Source organism: Gemmiger formicilis, from assembly GCF_016901605.1.
Lineage (GTDB): Bacteria > Bacillota > Clostridia > Oscillospirales > Ruminococcaceae > Gemmiger > Gemmiger formicilis_B.
Genome location: NZ_JACJKP010000230.1, coordinates 1 through 3,475, shown reverse-complemented (window position 1 = coordinate 3,475; position 3,475 = coordinate 1). Strand labels below are relative to the sequence as shown.

Sequence of the window (3,475 nt, the reverse complement as noted above, 5' to 3'; positions counted from 1 at the left end):
GTGGTGCCCATCTTTTTGGTCACCGACCAGCAGATACCCACCGGCAGCATGTGGAAGACGGCCTCGCCGATCAGCCAGAGGAAGCTGTCCATGCCGGCCCAGAACTGGCTGATGTCACACAGGGTCTTGGTGCCGTTCTCGAACAGGTAGAGGCTGTCGATACAGTTGCGGAAACCCAGGATCAGACCGCCGGTGATGATGGCGGGGATCAGCGGGGCGAAGATCTCGGCCAGGGCGGTCATGATGCGCTGCAGCGGATTCTGGTTCTGCTTGGCGGCGCTCTTCACCGCGTCTTTGGAAACGCCCTCGATGCCCGACACCGCAATGAAATCGTTGTAGAAATCCGACACCGTGTTGCCGATGATGACCTGGAACTGGCCGGCCTGGGTAAAGGTGCCCTTGGCCACCTTCATGCCCTCGATCTTGGCCACGTCCGCTTTGGCCGGGTCGTTGAGCACGAACCGCATGCGGGTGACGCAGTGGGAAACCGCGGCGATATTCTCTTTACCGCCTACGTATTCCAGCAGTTCCTTGGCGTCCTGTTGGTATTTGCCCATAAGTATTTCCTCCTTCAACCGTTGGACTTGTTTGAACAAGTTCCTTTTGTGATTCTGAGTATACGACACTTGTTCAAACAAGTCAATGGATTTTCACAAAAAAGAGCGGCGGAAAGCCGATTTTCGGCGCAAAGCACAAAGAAAAGTCTTGCACCTTGGGCAATTTCACGGTATACTGGAGAAAATGTTTGAACAAGTTGAGGTGTCTACCGTGCCCAAAGCCAAATTTGAAGGGATCTACCGCAGCCTCAAAAAGAAGATCGAGGCCCAGGATTACCCCTACCAGTCCCTGCTGCCTTCGGAAAATACCCTGATCCGCGCCTACGACTGTTCCCGCAACACGGTGCGCCGGGCGCTGGGGGAACTGATCGACGACGGTTACGTGCAGCCCATCCAGGGCAAGGGGGTGCGGGTGATCTTCCAGCCGGTGGGCAAGACTACCTTTATTATTGGCGGCATCGAAACGTTTCAGGAAACCGCCCACCGCAACCATCTGCAGGCGGTGACCCGGGTGACCCGGTTCGAGAGCATTGTGGCCGATGAACAGCTGGCCGCCCGCAGCGGGTTTGCCCCCGGGGATGCCCTGTGGGCGGTGGAACGGGTGCGGTATCTGGACGGCAAGGCCCTGATTCTGGATATCAACTATTTTTTGCAGGACCTGGTGCCGGGGCTTACCGCCGACATTGCGGCCCGGTCCATCTATGAATACATCGAGAATGTGCTGGGCATGCAGATCGTCACCAGCAAGCGCAAAATGACGGTGGAACACGCCACCACCCACGACGACCGCTGGCTGGACCTGGACGGTTACGACTGTGTGGCGGTGGTGACCAACCAGACCTTCAACGCCGACGGACTGATGTTTGAGTACACCCAGTCCCGCCACCAGCCGGATTATTTCTGTTTTCAGGATACGGCGACCCGGAAGAAATAAGACGGAAAGGCGAGGTTCGCGCAGCCCGGAGCTTTGTTCCTTTTTGAGCGACCAAAAAGGAACCGAAAAAGTCGCCGCTAGTTCCGAGGCGCGGGGCACGGCTTAGGGGCTGCACGCCCCCAAGACCCCCAAAGGGGAAGTCGAATCGAAAAAATCGGGAAAAACGCCTGGAGAGACTGTTTTTCCATCGGTTTTTCCGATTCTCCACCGTTGATTCGGGCGTGCCCGAACCCCCGTAACGGGAAATGATATATAAAAAGGCATGGTCGTCTGACCATGCCTTTTTGATCAGAGTTTCTTTGCCGACTTTCTTTGCAAAGAAAGTCGGGCTTTGTAAAGAAGGAACTTCCTCTTGCTTTGGCGGCGGGGGGCATGGTATCATAAGGGCAGCAAATTGGTCCGGAGGTTTTGCCCCTATGGTTGGTAAGCAGGTGGAATTGTCTGTTCCCGTGCAGATCGACGCGGATATTTTCCGCGATTTTGCCGCCTTTGATGTGCTGCAGCGGCAAAAACGCTGGCGGCGTCCCTTGGTGTTCGCCCTGGCGATGCTGGTTTTCGCGGTGATCTGCTTTGCCCAGGCGGGCCGCCGTCCCGGCGCGGAAATCATGGGCACCGCCTTCCTGGTATTGGGGCTGGGCCTGCCGCTGATCTACTTCGGCATGTTTTTCCGCTCCGTCGCCCAGGAAAGCCGCCACATGGGGCTGTCCCATCTGCGTACCGCCTACCGGGTGGAACTGGGGGAACAGGGGGTGCGGATGCGCCCTGTAGGCCGCCAGGACCAGCTTCAGGCTGCCGAGGACTGCCCCTGGAATCAGGTCTACGGCGCCTGGCGCACACCCCAGGCCATCTATGTGTATGTATCTTCCGTCCGGGCATATCTGCTGCCCAATGAACAGATCCCCGGCGGGCCGGACGCCGCCTGGAACCTGCTGAGCGGGTACCTGCCGGCGGGCAAGCTCCATCAGACCCGCTGAGGGCATCACCGGAAAAATTGGAAAATCTGACCGTCCACACAAGGAGGTTTTTGCCATGAAACGTATTATTACCATCGGCCGTGAATTCGGCGCCGGCGGCGGCGAACTGGGCCGCCGTCTGGCCCGGGAACTGGGCATTGCCTACTATGACCGGGATATCATCCTGCGCACCGCCAAGGCCAGCGCCCACCTGACCCCCGAACAGGTGCGCCGCTGGGACGAGCGGGTGCCCCATGAGTTCGGCTTTACCCAGAGCCTGTTCAATTTTTACGATAAACCGTTGAGCGAAGAGCTGTGGAACGCCCAGGTAAAGGCCATCCGGGAACTGGCCGACAAGGAAAGCTGCGTCATCGTGGGCCGCAACGCCGACTACATCCTGCGGGAATTTGACCACTGCCTGCGGGTGTTCGTCCACGCCGACCGCAACTGGCGCCTGATGCACATGCGGGAACTGATGCCCGATACCCCCTTTGACCAGCTGGAAGAGGATATGGACTCTGCCGACCGCGCCCGCCGCAACTACTGTGCCAAACACACCGGCCAGGTCTACGGCGACAGCCGCAACTATGACCTGACGCTCTGCACCAGCCGCCTGGGTCTGGACAAGGCACTGGAGATTTTGCTCTGCGCGGCAAAGGAACTGTAAGCAGAAACTCGTCGAAACTTAAAAAAAGAAACCAAAAATGACCCTGCAGCTTGACTTTTGATAGAAAAATGATATAATACAAAAGTACGATGTATGGGAACTATCAAGGGTGATAGCATCCGTATGGATTGCTGTTGCCCTTTTTTCTGTATATGCCCGTACATCCCCCGCGGCCGCGGGCTGCGGAATCTGTATAGAGAGGAAAGGAACAAACCATGAAAAAACTCTTTGCTTTGGGCATGGCTGCCGTGATGGCGCTGTCGCTGGCCGCTTGCGGCTCCACCCCGTCCACCAGTTCTTCCGCTGCGGAAAGCGCTTCTTCCGAGGCCGCTTCCGCCGAGACCGCCGGTTCCGACAAAACCTG

The 3,475-nt window shown here is 57.6% G+C and carries 4 protein-coding genes; 3 read left to right on the top strand and 1 reads right to left on the bottom strand.

Annotation, left to right across the window (positions count from 1 at the left end):
* On the bottom strand, positions 1–557 hold a 557-nt coding region (locus H6B10_RS13335; RefSeq protein ID WP_204652057.1), incomplete at its 3' end, for a glucose PTS transporter subunit EIIB.
* A gap of 184 nt (positions 558–741) precedes the next feature.
* Here H6B10_RS13335 and treR point away from each other — a divergent pair.
* The 3 genes from treR to H6B10_RS13320 all read left to right on the top strand — a co-directional run bounded on the left by treR (position 742) and on the right by H6B10_RS13320 (position 3,111).
* Positions 742–1,491, top strand: coding sequence for a trehalose operon repressor (treR, locus tag H6B10_RS13330; RefSeq protein WP_207751627.1), 750 nt, complete (start codon positions 742–744; stop codon positions 1,489–1,491).
* 416 nt (positions 1,492–1,907) lie between these two features.
* Positions 1,908–2,465, top strand: coding sequence for a YcxB family protein (locus H6B10_RS13325; protein ID WP_204652056.1), 558 nt, complete (start codon positions 1,908–1,910; stop codon positions 2,463–2,465).
* 55 nt (positions 2,466–2,520) lie between these two features.
* Positions 2,521–3,111, top strand: a complete 591-nt coding sequence (locus H6B10_RS13320; RefSeq protein ID WP_204652055.1) for an AAA family ATPase — start codon at positions 2,521–2,523, stop codon at positions 3,109–3,111.
* The last annotated feature ends 364 nt before the right edge of the window (positions 3,112–3,475 follow it).